Genomic DNA, 18,248 nt, shown 5'->3' with positions numbered 1-18,248 from the left:
CTGTTGAAAACCTTGTAGATAACTCTGAGGATAACCGTGTGGAAAATAAACAGGATTTAGAAAGCCAAGTCCCGCAATGGATTGAGACATGGAGTAAATACATTTTAGCGCAGTATTCCACAGCTTCAGGATTAGATGAACAGACACTTGAATTAGTACAAGAAATTTTATTGGCGACCACACAAGGGGATAGCTGTATCTCCGCAGAGGCGCAAAACACCGCTTTATTAAAGCCATTGATTGTAGCGCATGATATTGAAGAACCTGATATTGTAGAACATAGTTTAGCTGAAACAGTGGTTGCACCATTTGTGCAACAACATGGATTGATTTATCTATATCGTTATTGGCAACTTGAGCGCCGTTTGGCGATACAAGTGACACGGTTAAAACAGCAGAATATTCAACATGTTGATGTTGTTGCATTTGATCAGCTTCTCACCGATCCACATCAAAAAGCTGCCTTAACTATGGTGGCAGGCAATGCTTTTAATATTATTACTGGCGGACCAGGTACAGGTAAAACCTATACTTTGGCCAGAATCATTGCAGTATTGCAGCAAACCCTTCCTGATATTCGTATTGCAATGGCTGCGCCCACAGGCAAAGCCGCACAAAGAATGGGGGAAGCACTACAAAAATCATTGAGTGATCCAAAACTACACAGTTTTGGACTGAACCAACATCAATTTAACCCCATGACCTTACATCGGTTATTGGGCTTGGGAAATCAGCATATTCCTCGTTTTAATCTGCGACAGCCATTGCCTTATGATGTGGTCGTGGTTGATGAAGCATCGATGCTAGATTTAAATTTAGCCACGATGTTATTTGAAGCCATTCCTGAACATTGCCGTTTAATTCTTTTGGGTGATGCCAATCAGTTGGCTTCTGTAGATGTCGGTTCGGTGTTGGCAGATTTACAGAATATACAATCATTACAGCACAATCAGGTCAATCTACAGACCAGTCAACGCTTTAAAGATGGTGCTTTAATTGGAAAAATGGCGCAGTTTATTCAATCACAGAAAAATCAAAGTATAGACCGTGCAGAATTATTGGCGAATTTTGAGCAAGAGATTGTTGAGGCGAGTGTACTTAAACCAGTTGAACTCAAAGCAAATATGCAAGATGTGATTCAGCTTGAATATCTGCCTGAAAAGATTTTGCCAGCAGATCTAACGCAGTATTACCAAAAACTCAGTTTAGGTTTTCAAGCCTATTTTCAAAGTTTAAACAGCTATCTGATGGCCGAAGAGCCTTATCATCAGATTGAAGCGGTGACACAAGCGTTTGACCTCTATCGTATTTTAACGGCTGTTCGGCACGGCACATTGGGATTGAATAGCTTAAACCATGAAATGGAAAAAGCATTATTTGAATATCTTCCAACATTGGCTCGTTATGGTGATTGGTATGTTGGGCGTCCTGTGATGATGAGCTATAACGATTATCAACTTGGTCTTTCCAATGGAGATATCGGAATTTGTCTAAAACATCGCCAGCATGCTGATCAATTTGAAGTCTATTTCCCCAGTTTAGACAAATGGATTGCTGCAACGCGTTTGCCTAAATCGATGCAAACCGCTTTTGTTTTAACCATTCATAAATCTCAGGGCTCAGAATTCACCCATACCGCCGTGGTTTTGGATGTTGCAGCAACACGCTTGTTGAGCCAAGAGTTGATTTATACCGCCATCACACGGGCCAAATCAGTGGTGAGTTTACTGGTTGATCGACAAGCATTTATCCACGCTTTAGACACTACCACAACCAGAATGAGTGGATTGGTTAGCATGATTAACACGGTATAGTTATTTTGTAGTTTTTATTGATAATTTATCTCTATGTACGAAATTGCTTACATGAATTCGAGAGATTTGCGCATAGAGCTTCTTGTTACTTTTTGAGATGATGAAGCCATAAAGAACTCAGCAAGGATCGTTGAGTAAAATCGCAAAATAATAACAATTTAAAGTCGTGAGACTGCGAACTTACATGAAAGTAAGTGATAAGAGGAAACTTACAGCCGCTAAGCCTTGTAGTTTTGGGAGAGACTACAGGGCTTTTTTATTGAAATTAAATTCTGAATTTTTTACTTCAAAGAGAATAAAATTATTTAAATTTAGTAGGTTTTTTAAAACGCTACAGTCATTGCCTCTATGTACGTTATTTCTCACATAATCTTGCGGTAAATGCGACTTCTGTTCAATGTCTGTCACAGGCATAATAAGTCACATAAGGACATAATTAGTCACATGGTTGTGAAATAAGTGTCATGTACAAAAACAAAAACTGCTTAGGGTACAAGCAAATACTATAAATAAGATAAGCACAATAACTAAACAAGAAACCACAGCGCAAAGGAAAAGCCCTAAGAGTAATCTTAGGGCTTTTTCATATTTTATCTGTTGCGTTTAAACCAAAATTGCTGTTTAAACTGACAATTTAAACCAATTCGGTTTCTGTTCGATCTGTGCCAAATAATGCTCGACGTTGTGTTTTAGGGATTTTAGGGCACTGGCTAGAAATTTGATAAAGCGTTTGCGCCAGAGCAGGAATATGTGTTCCAACTACAGCTTTGCCTGTATTTAAAATACTGACACTAATATCACGCTCAGGATCAGCCCAGCAGAGAATGTTGGAAAAGCCTAAATGACCAAAGGCTTGCCCCGTCATTGGCCCAAATATACCCACTGGGTTACTGCCGAGCATAGGCCCCAAAGCATAGCGCATCGGTGCAAGTAAGGTTCGGTCGATGTTGGTGGTTGAGGTGGGTAAAGTTGCACGAAATACCGTTTCAGGACTCATGATTTGCTTGCCGTTATATTGACCGCCATTCAATAACATCTCAAAGAAGCGATTGGCTTGTTCAGCACTGGTGTAAATATTGCCCGCAGGGCATACCGTATCCATAAAACGTGGATCATTGGTCACATCGACAGCAAGTTGTAAGCCACCACCGAGCACATGATTTAAATATAAGTCTGTACCGAGTTTAGGGTGTACACCAGTCGGGTAATTTAAAGCAACTTGATCTCTATATTCTGGTTTTAAGCCATAGTTAAAAAACTGCATATCCATCGGTTTTTCAATATGTTCATGTAAAAACTGACGAATATCTTGTCCTGTTACCCGCTCAATCAATTCACCTAAAATATAGCCTGCAGTAACAGCGTGATAAGCCAAATGCGTACCAGCAGGTGAAATGGGTTGTGCAGCGTAAAGGTGTTGTAAAATTTGATCTTTGTCAAAAAGCAGTTCTGGGGTAACTTCCATTTCTATCCGTGGAATTCCACCACGGTGGGACAATAAATGGAAAATTGTGGCACGGCGCTTGCCATTTTGTGCATATTCAGGAATGTAATAACTGATCGGATCTAATAGATTGATTGCACCTGTTTCATCTAACATGTGAATCAACATTGCTGTAATTATTTTTGATGCTGAAAATAGGCAAATCGGGGTGTCTGGATTGGCAAGCACTGCATCTGAAGCCAGACCATCGGCAGAATTACCTGACGCATAACCCAGACTACGATTGAGAATAATCTCGCCTTTGCGTCTTAAGCACATGGTGATCAGGGGATGGTTGCCTGTTTGATACAGGTTTTCAATACTTTGCCAAATCTTTTCAATTTGTTGTTGGGTCATCCCTCCCAGTTCTGGAGAAACTTCATTTGTGCGCTGCGTGATACTGCTTAAGTCCTTGGGTACATAGCAGGTATTGGTTGAAAACAATTTCACAATCTTTTTCCATGATTATTTTTATTCCACGGCAGTGTGAACTGAGTTGAGCATGATGTCAGTGTCCCAATTGCCATGCGATTTGTAAAAAAAATGCAATAGTTTTGTAATTAAGCCTTATGGCGTATGGTTGTACGATATTTTTGCAATCTCACCCCACTTCCTTTAAAATAGGCGACTGCTGTAGTGATGCACGGCAGTTAAATTGATTTTGAAGAATCAATTTGATTTGTATCAAATATTTAAATTAAGCATCTCGGAGAAATCGAATGGCTTTAACAAACGCAGATCGCGCAGAGATCGTTGCAAAATTCGCTCGTGCTGAAAATGACACTGGTTCACCTGAAGTACAAGTTGCTTTATTGACTGCTCAAATCAATGATTTGCAAGGTCACTTTAAAGAACACAAACACGACCATCATAGCCGTCGTGGTTTGATCCGTATGGTTAACCAACGTCGTAAGCTTCTTGACTATCTTAAAGGTAAAGATGCTACTCGTTACAGCGATTTGATTGCTGCTTTAGGTTTACGTCGTTAATTCGATTTAAACTTTTATTTTCGGATTATTGCATGCTGAATGCTGTACTGATGAAAACTAAAGTCTATCCAGTATTTACTGGATAAAAGGGAAGGGGCGAATATTCGCTCCTTCTTCGTGTTTAAAATTAGTCTAACTAAAGATTTATTGTCTAGTGAGGTCGGCTTCTAAGCTTTGTCATTTATGCGGTTGATGTGAATGCCAAACCTTAGGGGTCTCCACTAGAATAAAATTAGGAAACAAAAATACATGTCAATGTTTAATGTTATTCGTAAAGAATTTCAATATGGTCAACATCAAGTTGTACTAGAAACAGGTCGTGTTGCTCGTCAAGCAAACACGGTTCTAATTACAATGGGTGGCGTAACAGTACTGGTTGCTGTTGTTGCACAACCTACTGCTAAAGCGGGTCAAGACTTCTTCCCACTTACAGTTAACTATCAAGAAAAACAATATGCTGCGGGTCGTATCCCAGGTGGTTATGGTAAGCGTGAAGGCCGTGCTTCAGAAGCAGAAACTTTAATTTCTCGTTTAATTGACCGTCCAATTCGTCCGTTGTTCCCAGAAGGCTATTACAACGAGATCCAAGTTACTGCAACAGTTGTGTCTTCAGACAAAACTATGGACGCTGATATTGCTGCAATGTTAGGTACATCTGCTGCACTTGCAATCGCTGGTACACCTTTCCGTGGTCCAATCGGTGGTGCACGTGTTGGTTTGATCAATGGCGAATATGTACTTAACCCAAATTTAGAACAACTTGCTCAATCTGACCTTGACCTTGTAGTTGCAGGTACAGAATCTGCAGTATTGATGGTTGAGTCTGAAGCAAAAGAACTTTCAGAAGACCAAATGTTAGGCGCTGTGCTTTTCGGTCATGACGAAATGCAAATTGCGATCCAAGCGATTAAAGAGTTTGCTGCTGCCGCTGGTGCAACAGAATCAACTTGGACTGCTCCAGTTAAAAACGAAGATCTTCGTGCAAAATTAAAAGATGCATTTGAAGCTAAAATCTCTGAAGCGTATACCATTGCTGTTAAGCATGACCGTTATGCTGCTTTAGATGCACTTCAAGCTGAAGCAACTGCTCAATTCGTTCCTGAAAATGACGAAGCTGGTATTGCAGATGACTTAAACGAATTATTTGAAGATCTTAAATACCGTACTGTACGTGATAACATCCTTTCAGGAAAACCACGTATCGATGGTCGTGATACTAAAACTGTTCGTGGATTAGACGTACAAGTGGGTGTGTTAGATCGTGCTCATGGTTCATCATTATTTACACGTGGTGAGACTCAGGCGTTGGTTACAACGACTTTGGGTAATACTCGTGATGCGTTGATGGTTGATACCTTGTCTGGTACAAAAACTGACAACTTCATGTTGCATTACAACTTCCCTGCATATTCTGTAGGTGAAACAGGTCGTGAATCTGGTCCTAAGCGTCGTGAAATTGGTCATGGTCGTTTAGCACGTCGTGGTGTACAGGCTGTTCTTCCACCAGCTGATCGCTTCCCGTATGTGATTCGTATTGTATCTGACATTACTGAATCAAATGGTTCATCTTCAATGGCTTCTGTATGTGGTGCTTCATTATCACTTATGGATGCAGGTGTTCCTCTTAAAGCGCCAGTTGCGGGTATCGCAATGGGTCTAGTAAAAGAAGGCGAGCGTTTTGCTGTTCTTTCTGACATCTTAGGTGATGAAGATCACTTAGGTGATATGGACTTTAAAGTTGCTGGTTCTGCAAATGGTATTACTGCGCTTCAAATGGATATCAAAATCGAAGGTATCACAGAAGAAATTATGGAAGTTGCGTTGAATCAAGCGTATGCAGGTCGTATGCATATTCTTAATGCAATGAACCAAGTGATTTCACGTGCACGTCCTGAAATTTCTATGCATGCGCCAACATTCCAAGTGATCAATATCAATCCTGATAAGATCCGTGATGTGATTGGTAAAGGTGGTGCGACAATCCGTCAAATCACAGAAGAAACAAAAGCAGCGATTGATATCGAAGATAACGGTACTGTACGTGTATTTGGTGAAACGAAAGCGGCTGCTCAAGCTGCGATTGCAAAAATCCAAGCGCTTACTGCTGAAGTTGAACCAGGTAAAATCTATGCTGGTCGCGTGATTCGTATTGTTGAATTTGGTGCGTTTGTAAATATCATGCCAGGTACAGATGGTTTACTTCACATCTCGCAAATTTCAAACGAACGCGTTGCAAACGTGACTGATATCTTGGCTGAAGGTCAAGACGTTAAAGTTCAAGTTGCTGACGTAGACAACCGTGGTCGTATTAAATTAACCATGAAAGATGTAGACCAAGCATAATATTTGCAAGGTTTAAATCCTTTAGGGTTTGATTAAAATTTAATACAGAAAAGACTGCCTTGTGCTTCGCCAAAGTTACAACTTTGGCTTGCTCAGGGCTTTTTTTATGGCATGATGCATAACAATAAAGACCAAAAATATCGTGAATATGCAAAGCTTTTATTTTTTTCAACACACAGATGAACCTTATACCTGTATACAAAAAGAACCTGTTTTTAATGCAGAGCAACAATTTGTCTGGGTGGATTGTACCCGTGAAGATGTGGTCAATCGTGCTGAGCTATGGCAAAAAGAAATCTATAATGCGACCGAAATTCATCTCAATGAATACCATATTCGAGATATTTTAAATATCGAACATCCATGCGCATTTGATGCAATGGAAGATTATGATTTATTGATTTTTCGTAAATTAATTACCCCAGATGATCAAATCGATAGTGGCGAAGATGCCCTTGAACAGCATGATCGTGTTTTTGGTTTGGCGTCCTCGCCAGTCAGTTTTATTATTACTTCACAAGCTTTAATCACCATTCATGAAAAGGGCAACCATGCCTTTGAAAGTTATCTTGCACGTATTTTCAATATCATGAATAAGAGTTTAGAAGAACAAAATAAACCACGTAAATTACCGACTACGCCTTTAGATTTAGCACTACGCTTGCTGAATAGTATGATTGATGGCTATTTGGATTTACGTAATCCTCTGTCTCGTCGGGTTGAATTCTGGCAACAAGAACTTTTGCAAGGCAATCGCCGCTTTACCAAGTGGCATCAACTGTTTCAGGAAAATCTGGTTTTTCAACAAATTGAAAATTTGTGCGAAGAACAAATAGATTCCCTACAGGAACTTCGAGATGAAATTGTTGAAAATTATGCGCATTTAAAAGGTAAAAAACGCACTGAGAAGCAGGATATTATGCTGGTTCGCGTGGATGATCTGGTTAGCCATGTTGAGCGTATTCAAAAATATACAGTACGTCTAAGTACCGCAATTCAAACTGCGATTGATTTACATTTTTCTGCAATTGCCAATCAAACCAATGAGAATATGCGAATTCTTGCGATTATTACTGCGGTGTTTGCGCCATTAACCTTATTAACAGGGGTATATGGAATGAATTTTGAATTCATTCCAGGTCTACGTAGCCCGATAGGTTTCTGGGTGATGCTGGGTGTGATGTTGGGCTGTACGATTGGGCTGTTAATCTATTTTTACCGACGTCATTTGGTTGGACGTGGTGAAAGAAGTGTGATTGATATGTTGGCACAACAACATAAAAATCAGCACGTCAATTTACTCTGGTTTTTAGATTATGAACCGATCAAACAAACCATGAAAGAAGTCGAAAAAATCACAAAACTGAAATAATTAAGCATTATTCTAGTTGAGGATTTATCTGAGCTGTCTTTTGTAAAATTAAGTAGAGTTGATCTTTTAATCTTAATTTTTTCCGCTTGAGCTGCTCAATATTTTCATGAATATGATTGAGTGGATCAAGCTCAAGGTGACTGATTTCACGATCAAGTTCATCGTGGTCAATCAAAAGTTTAGCAAAATGCGGATCTTCTTGTTTTAAACTACACATGAGATCGCGGTGTTCTGGGAACATGTGTTTCAACTTTTTATTCATTACTTTCGAATTCATCAGAGCTCATTAACCTCTTTGTCAGAAAATTCTAAACGAAAAAACAAAAACGGAGAGACAAGTTCTCCATCATGACAGGTTAAATATTAACCTGTCACTAGGCATTAACATTTTGAAATGAATTAATGAGTATGAAGGTGAAGATGTTTGACTTGTTTACGCAATTGTTGAACTTCATCAAGTAAATCCATCATCATTGCAACGGCAGATAAACTGGCTTCAAAGTCACGTTGTAAACGATAAGCACGACGTGCGCGTGAGATGTCTTCTCCAAAAAATTGATGAATACGGTCTTCAGGACGTGCAGGTAAAATTTCATATTCAAGCAATTGCAAAATCCAATCCGGACTTTGACCGCATGCCTCAGCAAAGTGCTTGAGATCTAGATTTAGGTTTTCATCCACGATTTCTGCATCATGGAAACCGTCATAGACAATTTCACGATATTGAATAGTTGTCATGATTGCTCTCCTTTAGCAAGGCTATGTTGGTATCTATAAAATTATGAACGAGGATTAAAGTCAGTAAAAGCATCAGCAAATTGTTGATAGGCTTTTTGCTGTGTTTCGCTGGTTGCTTTGGGATAAACAATATTGATCACCAAATAAAGATGACCTGGGGTTTTATGCGGTATCCCTTTGTCTTTTAAACGGAGTTGCTGATTGGGTTTGGCATTTTGTGGCACAGTAACTTTTACTTTACCTGCTGGGGTATCAATTTCAATACTTTGACCAAGTGCTGCTTCCCAAGGTGTGACATCAACCGTGTAATAGACATCAGCACCTTCAACACGGATACGGTCAGTGTCTTGGTATTGGATCTCAATATAAAGATCGCCATTTTCACCACCGTTAATTCCAGCTTGCCCTTGTTTTGCAAGGCGAATTTGCTGACCTTCTTTCATGCCTTTGGGGATTTTAACTTGGAGGGTTTTCCGTTGTACCTCGGGTTCACCATAGGCGTTATAGGTTGGGATTTGTAAGGTGATACTCTGGGTTGCGCCTTCATAACCAATGCTTACAGGAATTTCAATACTGGCATGTTGGTCTTCACCTTTATAGCTGCGTTGTTGCTGAGAGCCGCGTTGCCCAAAATCTTGTTGATGTCCACCGCCAAAACCACCACCGAAACGTCCAAATAGATCTTCAAAACCACTAAAATCTTGTCCACCACTGCTACTGTACGAACGATGGAATTGGCTACCATCAAAACCACTTTGACCTGTAGATTGCCCACCAAACCCACCTGTATTGGCATAGGGGTTATCGAGTTCAAAATCGTATTGCTTTTTCTTTTCTTCATTACTTAAGGTGTCGTAGGCGACATTGATGGTCTGCATTTTTGCTTCAGCATCGGCTTCTTTACTCACGTCAGGATGATATTTACGTGCGAGTTTTCGATAAGCTTTCTTAATTTCGTCTGGTGTCGCATTTCTAGAAACACCCAAATCTTCATAATAATTTTTTGCCATACTTAAGGTCATTATTTTGTTTAACTTTATTCTAGTTTTATGCCTTTTTGGCTGAAGATGGAAGAGCAACTTAGTGTGGTTATTGTTTCAAAACTTATCTAGCGCAAAAGCCCGCTTATGCTGATAAAGGTGGTGTTTCATGTTCTATGGGCTTTGTGTGTTCAGGTTGGTGCTTTGGTGAAGTAAATGACGATTCTAAATAGCTATTCAACCTTTTAATTTATAAAACTTGTTGATTATGCTTTGAATTTTAATTGAAAAAAAAGAGCAAACTGAATTTGCTCTTTTCTTGGTAAAAATCGATAGTTAAATTTCTGCAAATTTAAACCATTCAGATCTTAATAGATTAACTCAAATGCTCACCAAACAGATTCAAAGCTTCTTTTGCAGTGAACTGATATTTTTTATTGCAAAATTGGCAATCCATTTCAATTGGATTTTGAATTTCTAGGGTTTCTTTGACCGCATCTAGACCAATCTGGATCAATGCATTTTTGCATTTATCGCGTGAACAGGTGCAATTGAATTGAAGCTGTTCAACGTCTGGCAGACGAACTTCTTCTTCATTGTATAAACGGTAAAGAATTTCTTGTGCGGTTAAATCCGTCAATTCTTCAGGCTTTAAGGTCTGCGTCAACATAATCAAACGTGGCCATAAATCTTCATCTACACGTTGTTGTTCTTCTTCATTATTACGAGGTAATAACTGAATCAGTAAGCCGCCTGCATTGTGATGGGTGCTTGCCAAGACAATACGTGTTGGAATTTGTGCAGAAAGGTCATAATACTGCATTAAACAAGCCGCAAGCGTTGGTTGATCAAGTGGCACAATCCCTTGATAACGCTCACCAAATTCAGGTTCAATATTGATAAATAACACAGGTTGTTGCAAAGTGCTGAGCACAGTACTGCTGTCTTCACTCAACATAAAATGCGGATCTTCTTCATAGTCTGCAAGTGCACGTACATCACCTAAATGGTTGCATTCAGCCATCGCCCATTTGAATGTACCTTGTGCTTGAATTTGTAAGCTAATACGTCCTTTAATTTTTAATGTACTTGCAAGTAATGCTGTTGCACTCAACATTTCACCCAATAAAATGCGCACAGCAGGCGCATAATTACGCTGCGATAGAATCGTTTGTAGTGCTGTATCTAAATGTACAATTTCACCACGTACAGGGCTATCTTCAATATAAAAACGTTGACGTAAATCAGACATAAAATTCTCCAAATCCCTGTTTAGATGGTGGCGATATTATAAATCACAAGTTTATTTCACCTGAAAAACGGTGCATCTTAAAGTTAATTTTCGTCATCACGCATAATATTAATACGATCATGCTTGGCATGTGTGGTTTGAGCTTTTGCTGTGGGTCTTTCTAAGCCTGATTCATCCAAATCTGGAACATCTTTGTATTGTTCAGGATTGTGGTTTTCAACTTGCGCATCGCTTTCAAACAGGTGCTCAAGCTCCGAAATAAAGTCCCGATAGCTTTCAAAAAGCTTTTGCTCATCGGTATAAATACGCTGTTGACGTGTTAACAGTTCTTCATCGTAGTTTCTAAATAGCTCAACACTATCATAAGCCTCTTGTTTACTCATGCCCAGTTCACACAATGCTCGATAACCCATCCCCAATGAAGTCAAATAGGTTTCACGCCAAATATGTTTAACTCCGACATCACGCAGGAGGTGCATGTGATAACGATCTCGTGCTCGAACCAATAAGGTAAGGTTTGGATAATTGAGCAAAATATGTCGCGCAACATTCATTGAATCTTCAACATTATCAATTGCCAATACAAAAACCTTGGCCTGCTCCATTCCGGCTGCACGGAGTAAATCGGGTTGAGTCACATCGCCATAATACAAAGTACCACCATAGCGTCGAACAAAATCAATTTTTTGTAAATTATTATCAATGGCGGTAAAGGTAAAATGACGGATACGCGCCAAACGAGCAACAATTTGCCCTACACGACCAAAACCAGCGACAATAAGAGCAGGGTGTTCGTTGGGAATCTCATCGTATTTGGGTGCACTGTCTTTATTGATTAATGGCAATACTTGTGTACTTACCAACCAGAAGAAGATTGGGGTCAGTACCATGGATAAGGTCACAATTAAGGTGATGGGCTCCATGATTGCTTCAGCCAGTACTTTTTCGCTTTTTGCCACGTTTAATACCACAAAGGCAAACTCACCCCCTTGGGCCAAACAGGTTGCGACCATTAAACTGTTGGTCCAACTCATTTTTTTATAACGTGCAATGGCTACCATCGCGATCATTTTGATTAGAATTAAGCTGACTGCGCCACCAATAATCAGTAATGGCATATCTGCAATTAACGAGATTTGTGTGGTCATTCCTACCGTCATAAAAAATAAACCAAGCAATAAACCTTTAAAGGGCGCAATACTGGCTTCAAGCTCATGACGGAATTCAGAGTCAGCCAGAAGTACACCTGTTAAAAAAGCGCCTAAGGTTGTGCTGATCCCGAGTGTATCCATCAATAACACCACGCCCAGCACAATAAATAGGCCAACAGCTGTGATCAGTTCTGTTGCACCACTTTTTGCCACAAAGCGGAAAAATGGTCGCATCACATAACGGCTAAACAGAAATAAACCTGTGAACGTGGCGATAATCGCAGCAAAGTAAGCAACGCCATGATGACTCGATTCGCTGCCCGCTAAGAGAGGGATGATGGCAAGTAATGGAATCGCAGCAATATCCTGAAACAGTAAAATCGAAAAGGATTGCTGACCATGGGTGGTATTGAGTTGTTGTTTTTCTTCCAAAAGCTGTAAAACAAAGGCGGTTGAAGAAAGTGCTAAGGCAAAACCAATCACAAAACTTGCAGGGAGTGATTGTTGAAAGATTAAATAGATGGTTCCCATCAATACCAACCCAGTAACCCCCACCTGTAAACTTCCCATCACAAAAATGGATTGGCGCATTTCCCATAAACGCTGTGGTCGAAGTTCTAAACCAATCAGGAACATCAGTAAAATCACCCCAAATTCTGCAAGGTGCATGATTTCCTCTGGATCATTGGCGATGTTAAATGCGCTTGGACCCAGAAGTATTCCTGTAAATAAGTAACCCAGTACGGTGGCGATACCAAGTTTTTTCCCTAGAGGAACCAGAATTAATGCTGCACCAAGGAAGATGGTGATTTGGAGTAACAGTGACATTCACTTGCCTTAAGTTTTTTTCTTTCTTTAGAAATTGTAGCGTGATTTTGTGATTGACTTGGAGATATTTATTGAGAAATTGTCTTTTTACCCAATAAAAATTTAAAAGTGATTAGCGAGGTAAAAACGAGAACTGATGTGTAAATAAAGACGTGATAATAAATTGTATTGAAAATCCATTGCTTTATATGGCAGTGGATTTTTGCATTTTTCTAAATGATCTCTTTTATGCTGATGATCATGGGCTTAAATGGAATACTATATTTTTCAATTTATTTAGAAAATCTTAATGGATAATAAATTTTATTTAAAAAATCAATTGAGAATGATTATCATTTGTAGAATGGATGTGTTACTTTATCTTATAGTTCTATATTTGCTGAGAATAGTAGAACTACAATTTTTTCCAATCAAAACATTTGCTTCCTCTTTGGATAAATGCCAAACGGAATATGTAGCATGTAAGAGTGTTGGCGGATCTGATTGTAATGGATGGGCACGAATAAAGTCACAGTGGGAAAATAGTTTTGGAAGAAGTTTATTTCCAGATTCTAGTGGAAATGGTAGCTCTGGTTTTGGTGATGTACCTAATTCAACACAAAGTTAAGAGCGAAAAGGATAAAAATATAAATCAATTCAAAACTACTTTGAATTTTTTAAATAGACCTAATATAGAGGCTGAATAATGAGTAAAATATTTAGAATTATATTTTTCATTCTAGCATCATTTTTATATACAGAATCTAAAGCTGATCATTCATCATTAAATCAATTGCCAACTATTGTTGTAAATGCTAATTCTAATAAATTTAATTATAGACCTATATGTGAAACTTGTTTAAATCCATTTAGGGAATATGATGCTGGATATGATAGAACCGGCACTACTATACCATGGGTATTACCACAAGATATGCTTCCTGTAATTGGGAATATACCAGTGACTGGAAATAATATTAATTCTTGTAATAAAACAGCTAACCCTATTACTATAAGCAATGGTCAAAAAACACAAAGAGAAGTTGATTTTAATGTAAAAGGGGAGCAATCATTTGAATTTATTCGTTATTATAATTCTAATAATTCTGGAAATTCGGATTTTTCAAGTAATGGTAAATGGCGGCATAGTTTTGATTATAGATTGGTTAGTGATAATAAAGGAAATATCTATAGGTATACACCAGAGGGAGAAATGGAGCTATTAAAAGATCAAAATAATAATCTATCTAAAAATATAGAATCTTTTGAAACGGATTGGGAGTTTGAGGAATTTTATGGGGTGCAACTAGTTGTTATATTCCATAGAATCAAAATGGTTGATGGTGGTTTAGAAAAATACGGATTGAATGGACAGATTATAGAAAAAATAGACCAAAATGGTTTAGGATGGAAAATAAAATTCATATCTTCTACATCTTTGGAGGACAAAATCAATGAGCTTATGAATATTGTTTTTACAAATGGAAGGAAAATAGAGTTTAATTTTTGGAATGATAGAATTATAAATCTTAAAGATCCTAATGGTGAAAGATATAATTATGAATATGATGGAAATAATAATTTAATAAAAGTTACTTATCCGATTCGAAGCGATAGTGTAAGTTACCATTACGGAGAAAATGGAGCTGACGCTCATACGTTGAGTGGGATATCAATAGATGGCAAGCGCTATAATAGCTATTATTTTAATGGCGATAAGGCGATTCAAAGTGGGCGTAGTGATGGTACACAAGTTGATAGGTTAACTTTTGGTGATAATTATACAATTGTTACCAATCCTTTAGGTGCAGTTTTTAAATATTTTTACACCGACAAGCAAAAAAATAAAGTCTCTGACATAGAAAGAAGTGGGGTGAGTAATTGCCCATATAGTTATGTAAGTATGACTTATGATAACAATGGAGATGTGATTTCCAAGAAAGATTGGATGAATGGTGCTGCTGAGACACAATATCAGCGGGACAGTTTTGGTAGGGTCACTCAAGAAACTGTAGGTGTCCAATGGGGTAACCTTTCTAATGCGTATATCAAAAAATATAGTTACCTTGGACAAACCAATTTAATCACTCAAATTCAAATACTTGATGGATCTAATCGTTTAATTCGAGAGGAAACCTATAGTTATTATGCTGCTAATGAATCCGCTAAAAACCGCCTTAAAAGCCAAACGATCTGTAGCAAAACAGGAACAACCACCTGTAGCATAATTGCTTATGGTTATAGTTTGTATGCGAATGGAATGCTGAGTGCTGTAGTGATAAATAGCAATGGTAAAAATACAGTTTATCAATATGATTCTGAAGGGAATTTGACTCAAAATACCAATGCATTAGGGCATGTTACCACTTATTCACAATACGATAGACTTGGATTAGTGGGGAAAGTGGTTTACCCAAATGGTTCTTATGAACATTATAGTTATGATGCACGTGGTCGAATTAAAACGATTTCAAAAAAAGTACTTGATAGTAGAACGAATTCTCGTTTTAAAAGGTTTGAATATGATTCATTGGGACTAACTCAGATTCAGAGAAGTGGAGCAAATGGGCCAAGCTCTACTTACAAGCAGATCATAGAGTCTATTGATTACAATGATAATGGCACAATTGCTCAAATTACTCACTCTAGATTTGGTCAAGTTTTAAGTAGCCAAGAATATCAATATTCAAATCTTGGACAACTCCTCAGTGTTCGCTTTAAAGAAAACGGCTCGGTCCGTTATTCTAAAAGTAATCAACATAATCAATTGGGATGGATAACGGCAGATCTAGGGAACAATGGACAAAACCAGCGTTATGAATACGATACCAATGGAAATGTTATTAAAGAAACAGACTCTTTGGGTAAAATCACCACATATGCTTATGATATACATGGCAATCTGAACAAGGAAAGTCGTAGTGATGGTTCGACTATTCTATATAACTATAACGCTATTGGACAATTGATCAGTGTTAAAGATGCTAAAGGCAATACAACGATATATAGCTATGATGGGTTCGGTCAACTGTTATCAACCCATAGTCCAGATACAGGGTTAACCCAATATCAATATGATCCAGATGGTAATCTGATTCGTTTAACACGTGCAAATAATATCAGCACAACATATAGCTATGATGCGTTAAATCGCCGAACTAGAGCGCAGACAGGCGATCAGATTCAAACATGGATTTATGACAATTGCAGCAATGGCGTTGGGCAGTTGTGTGCAACAGCCGATGGAGTCACTTCTACAGGTTATGGATATATTGGAGATGGTCAACTTGCTGTACAAATTAAAAATATAGCTGGGGTTACTTACTCAACCTATTGGCGTTATGACGGTTTGGGTAATTTACTTGAAGAAAGTTATGGAAATGAAAACAACAAAGTCATTTATGAATATGACGGATTAAATCGAGTCAAAGCGATTAAATTTAAAACAGCAACCTCAACACAGACGGTTGTCAGTAATGTCACTTATGAACCCTATGGCGGAATTAAAAATTGGACCTATGGCAATGGTCTATCACGACAAACCAGCTATGATCAGGATTATCGTCTAATTGGTATTACTGCTGCGGGAGTGCAAAACCTTAGTCATCAATATAATGCCAATAATTGGATCACTCAGATCAATAATGGCTTAGATAATAAAAAAACAACCAGTTATAACTATGATCTACTCGGGCAATTAAACCTCGCTTCTTCAGCTCAATATACCGAACGCTGGCAACAAGATAGCAATTACAATCGGACTAATCGCGAAGGCAATACGAGTGCCGTAACCAACTATGTACTTGGTCAGGGAAATCGTTTAACCAGTACAACAGGCGCTGAAGCGAAAAACTTTAGTTATGATGTGTTGGGTAACCTAACCCAAAAGACAGGCTATGCTGGAACGGTTAATTACACTTATGATGGCTTTAATCGTCTAAAAAGCGTAAATACAGGCGCTACCGTAAGTTATGATTATGATGTCTTTAATCTTCGGAGTCGTAAATCTGGCAGTGGCGGAACCGTTAATTATATCTATGCACCGGATGGTCAATTACTTGCGGAGAGCCCTTTATCTAGCTCACAAAACGGCAGTTTAGCAAAGAGCTATATTTGGTTAGGTGGTCAACCGATTGCTGTGCTAAGCAACAATCAATTTTACTATATTCATAATGATCACTTAGGTCGTCCAGAAATCATTACTGACTCAAATCAAGCTGTGGTGTGGAAAGCTCAACTGAGCAGTTATGACAGTGCAGTGGTACAAAGTAGTATTGGGGACTTTAACCTTGGTTTTCCTGGGCAATACTATGATGCAGAGAGTACGCTTTGGTATAACTGGAACCGTTATTACGATGCCAGTATAGGGCGTTATACCCAGAGTGATCCGATTGGCTTGGCGGGTGGTTTAAATACCTATGCTTATGTAGAAAACAATCCAATTAGTTCCATAGATTTTGATGGAATGAGAAAAATAATTTTATTAAAGGAGGGTGATCCTAGTTATAAAGCGGCTTTAAACGCACCTGATATAGAAGGAACATGTTATGTTATTTCTCACGGTTCCCCAACATCTGTAAATAAGTTAGATGCAAGTCAACTGAACAAAAGATTGACTGAAGAAGGGTGCTTAAAGGATGAACCTGTTCGACTTGATGCATGTAGAACTGGATTTGGTAAAAACTCTATAGCCCAACAGCTTTCTAAAATTAGAGGTACTCAAGTAATCGCTCCAACACAATATAGTTGGACCACACCTTGGAATAGTAGTCTAAAAAATTCTTACGGTAAATTAGGAAATAAAAAGCCATTCGACAGTATTCCCAATTTTGCTAAGCCAGGTGAATGGAGAGAGTTTAATAATGGTAAAGAATAAATGGCTTAAATCATCATTAGGCTTATTTGTGATTCTAAGCTCTTCAGCTTGTAATAGGGCTCAGAATCTAGAGAATACATTTACATTGGGAACAGGAGTAGAAATTGTTGCCGAAGAAAATAAATGCGATGGAGCATATGAGAAAATTAAACCAACCATTTTAAAATTAAATAATGAAAAGGCTTATTTAGTTTCATTGACGGATTTCTTTTCATGTGCTGAGCGTGAAGATGCTTATTTGACATTAAATTCCTTCAAAAAATCCACTTTAGTTATTTATGGTGAAAATAAAAATAGGTGCGAATGTGTTAAATCTTTAAAAGTAAAAATTGATGCTAAAAGAATTGACACTGGCGATGTACTCTATATTGTAAGTGATAATGAGGTAATTGATCACCTCATAGTTCCTTAAAATTAAAATAAATAGAATTTGAGGAGAAAAA

At 38.2% G+C, this 18,248-nt stretch carries 13 protein-coding genes; 7 read left to right on the top strand and 6 right to left on the bottom strand.

Annotated elements, in window-relative coordinates:
- The first annotated feature begins 38 nt into the window (after window positions 1–38).
- Window positions 39–1,814, top strand: a complete 1,776-nt coding sequence (gene recD / locus ASC84_RS18440; protein WP_201784143.1) for an exodeoxyribonuclease V subunit alpha — start codon at window positions 39–41, stop codon at window positions 1,812–1,814.
- Window positions 1,815–2,448: 634 nt separating this feature from the next.
- Here the strand turns inward: recD and ASC84_RS18435 are convergent.
- Window positions 2,449–3,747 carry a serine hydrolase gene (locus ASC84_RS18435; RefSeq protein WP_056517376.1) on the bottom strand — a complete coding sequence of 433 codons (1,299 nt, stop codon included), beginning with the start codon at window positions 3,745–3,747 and terminating at the stop codon, window positions 2,449–2,451.
- A gap of 269 nt (window positions 3,748–4,016) precedes the next feature.
- Between ASC84_RS18435 and rpsO the strand changes: the two genes are divergently transcribed.
- The 3 genes from rpsO (at window position 4,017) to ASC84_RS18415 (ending at window position 8,001) form a co-directional block, all read left to right on the top strand.
- Window positions 4,017–4,286 carry a 30S ribosomal protein S15 gene (rpsO, locus tag ASC84_RS18430; protein ID WP_004725514.1) on the top strand — a complete coding sequence of 90 codons (270 nt, stop codon included), beginning with the start codon at window positions 4,017–4,019 and terminating at the stop codon, window positions 4,284–4,286.
- Window positions 4,287–4,541: 255 nt separating this feature from the next.
- A complete protein-coding gene (pnp, locus tag ASC84_RS18425; RefSeq protein WP_171066865.1) occupies window positions 4,542–6,629 on the top strand; it encodes a polyribonucleotide nucleotidyltransferase in 2,088 nt (695 codons plus the stop codon).
- 148 nt (window positions 6,630–6,777) lie between these two features.
- Window positions 6,778–8,001, top strand: a complete 1,224-nt coding sequence (locus ASC84_RS18415) for a magnesium transporter CorA family protein (protein WP_004725517.1) — start codon at window positions 6,778–6,780, stop codon at window positions 7,999–8,001.
- Between the two features lie 7 nt (window positions 8,002–8,008).
- Here the strand turns inward: ASC84_RS18415 and ASC84_RS18410 are convergent, their stop codons facing one another.
- From ASC84_RS18410 to ASC84_RS18390, 5 genes are all read right to left on the bottom strand, one after another.
- Entirely contained in the window at window positions 8,009–8,278 is a 270-nt protein-coding gene (locus tag ASC84_RS18410) for a YdcH family protein (protein WP_004725519.1), read from the bottom strand.
- Window positions 8,279–8,400: 122 nt separating this feature from the next.
- Window positions 8,401–8,739: a chaperone modulator CbpM gene (locus ASC84_RS18405; protein WP_004725521.1), complete on the bottom strand. Its 339-nt coding sequence runs from the start codon at window positions 8,737–8,739 to the stop codon at window positions 8,401–8,403.
- 41 nt (window positions 8,740–8,780) lie between these two features.
- Window positions 8,781–9,749: a DnaJ C-terminal domain-containing protein gene (locus tag ASC84_RS18400; protein ID WP_056517643.1), complete on the bottom strand. Its 969-nt coding sequence runs from the start codon at window positions 9,747–9,749 to the stop codon at window positions 8,781–8,783.
- A gap of 346 nt (window positions 9,750–10,095) precedes the next feature.
- A complete protein-coding gene (locus ASC84_RS18395) occupies window positions 10,096–10,971 on the bottom strand; it encodes an Hsp33 family molecular chaperone HslO (protein ID WP_004725526.1) in 876 nt (291 codons plus the stop codon).
- Window positions 10,972–11,054: 83 nt separating this feature from the next.
- Entirely contained in the window at window positions 11,055–12,950 is a 1,896-nt protein-coding gene (locus ASC84_RS18390; protein ID WP_056517375.1) for a monovalent cation:proton antiporter-2 (CPA2) family protein, read from the bottom strand.
- 289 nt (window positions 12,951–13,239) lie between these two features.
- On the opposite strand from ASC84_RS18390, the gene ASC84_RS18385 reads away from it, so the two are divergent.
- From ASC84_RS18385 to ASC84_RS18375, 3 genes are all read left to right on the top strand, one after another.
- Window positions 13,240–13,557, top strand: coding sequence for a hypothetical protein (locus ASC84_RS18385; protein ID WP_056517374.1), 318 nt, complete (start codon window positions 13,240–13,242; stop codon window positions 13,555–13,557).
- Between the two features lie 78 nt (window positions 13,558–13,635).
- Entirely contained in the window at window positions 13,636–17,805 is a 4,170-nt protein-coding gene (locus ASC84_RS18380; RefSeq protein WP_081409398.1) for an RHS repeat-associated core domain-containing protein, read from the top strand.
- Window positions 17,792–18,217, top strand: coding sequence for a hypothetical protein (locus ASC84_RS18375; RefSeq protein WP_056517372.1), 426 nt, complete (start codon window positions 17,792–17,794; stop codon window positions 18,215–18,217). Before ASC84_RS18380 ends, ASC84_RS18375 begins: the two co-directional genes overlap by 14 nt.
- The last annotated feature ends 31 nt before the right edge of the window (window positions 18,218–18,248 follow it).

This window comes from Acinetobacter sp. Root1280, assembly GCF_001425285.1.
Taxonomy (GTDB): domain Bacteria; phylum Pseudomonadota; class Gammaproteobacteria; order Pseudomonadales; family Moraxellaceae; genus Acinetobacter; species Acinetobacter guillouiae.
Note: the sequence above shows the minus strand (reverse complement) of the source record. Positions and strands in the feature narration are given on the sequence as shown.